Here is a 1,723-nt window from a genome sequence, read left to right on the forward strand (position 1 = left end):
GGCCTCCTCCGCGAAGCGGGTTGGGAGAAACCATGGAACGCTTCACCTGTGTACGATCTTGCAGAGACGCTTGCTCGGTCGGCGAACAATGAACCGGTGACTCGGTGGCGGAGAAACCCCCAGAAACCATCAACGCCGACAACCCCCAACCACAAGAACTGAGAGACACTGAATGAGCGGATCCACCATTGTGGACATCGTCATTGTGCTCATCGCACTATCGGCGATGCATTCCGGATGGAGACAAGGCGGCGTATCCTCCATCGCCGCGGTCATAGGCGTTCTCATCGGCGGCATGGTCGGCATGTGGGCCGCCCCGTACGCGATGGCCCAGACCGACGACAACAACACGCGGTTCCTCTTCGCCCTCGGGATCGCGGTTCTCGCCGTCATCATTGGGTACGCGATAGGGTCCTCCATCGGCATTGCCCTGCGCAACATGATCCGCACCCGGGCCGTGTACAAGGCCGACGCGGCCGTCGGGGCCGTTGTGCAGGTGTTCACCGCGATCGTCGTTGTGTGGATGATTGCCGTGCCCGTGGTGTCCGTGTCCACGGGGGACTTCTCCAAAGCGCTCCGCAACTCGAAGGTTTTGGGAGCGGTGGACTCCCTGGCCCCGCAGCAGGTGAACAACTGGGGCAGCCGGGTTGGCATGTTCCTCAACCAGAACGGCATGCCGACGCTGACCGACCCGTTCGGTGAACTCCCGAATAAGGATGTTCCCGCGCCGGCGGATTCCGTCTTGTCCACCCAGCGCTTGAACGAGATTCGGCCGTCCGTTGTTCAGGTCTTATCGACGGCACAGCAGTGCCGAAAGATGCTGGAAGGCAGTGGTTTTGTGATCGCTCCGGACACCGTGGTGACCAATGCCCACGTGGTGGCCGGATCGAATGAGGTCAAGCTGCGGACAGTCAACGGTGAGGATGTTGCCACCGTCACGTACTTCAACCCCGACAAGGACATCGCGGTGCTGCACGCCGTGGACCTGGGCTTGAGCCCCTTGGAGTTGGATGATGTGCCGGCGACGACGGGGTCCGATGCGGCAGTGCTCGGGTACCCCTTGGGTGGGCCGTTCGATGTGGAAAACGCGCGCGTTCGTGACCGCTTGACCATCGACGGGCCGAATATTTACTCCACCGACCGCGTCCAGCGCGAGGCCTATACGCTGCGTGGATTGGTCCGCGAGGGTAACTCCGGCGGGCCTGTTGTCGATGGCGACGGTGAAGTCCTCGGGCTTATCTTCGGCGCCGGGGTGGATGACCAAGACACGGGCTACGCGCTGACCAACCACGAGATCATGGAATCGCTGGGATCGGTGGAGAACGTCCAGAATTTGCGGTCCGCGGTGGACACGAAGTCGTGCGTGGCTAAGTAAGGGCGCCGACGACGGGCGCGTGGGAGCGCGTCGGCGGTTACGCTTCCTCCACGGCCAGCACAGCATCGCGCACCGCGTGGGGCGCCTCCATGTGAACATAATGTCCCGCGCCGGGAACCACAGTGACGTGGTCGGCGTCGGCAATAGTTTCGCGAGCCGTCTTTGACGCCGTAATTAGAGGGTCCTCGGCACCGTGGAGAACCCGCACAGCCGGGGGCGTCGAGCACTCAATTTCATTCCAGCCGGACCAATCGGCCAGCACGGTTTGCGCTGTTCCGCGGGGCATTGTCGCTACCGCGGCCTTCCGGTGGCGCAGGCACGCGTAATAGGCGACGCGCTCAACGCCCA

Annotated in this window: 2 protein-coding genes; one reads left to right on the forward strand and one right to left on the reverse strand. The window is 62.9% G+C overall.

What is annotated here, in order from left to right; all coding sequences use genetic code 11:
- The first annotated feature begins 172 nt into the window (after window positions 1-172).
- Window positions 173-1,375: a MarP family serine protease gene (locus Q3981_RS10410; RefSeq protein ID WP_012732596.1), complete on the forward strand. Its 1,203-nt coding sequence runs from the start codon at window positions 173-175 to the stop codon at window positions 1,373-1,375.
- A 37-nt stretch (window positions 1,376-1,412) separates the two neighbouring features.
- On the opposite strand, the gene Q3981_RS10415 is transcribed toward Q3981_RS10410, so the two are convergent.
- A partial coding sequence (locus tag Q3981_RS10415) for an alpha/beta fold hydrolase (protein WP_303126029.1) occupies window positions 1,413-1,723 on the reverse strand: 311 nt, incomplete at its 5' end.

The sequence above is a fragment of the Corynebacterium sp. genome, from assembly GCF_030530965.1.
In the GTDB taxonomy this organism is placed as follows: Bacteria; Actinomycetota; Actinomycetes; order Mycobacteriales; family Mycobacteriaceae; genus Corynebacterium.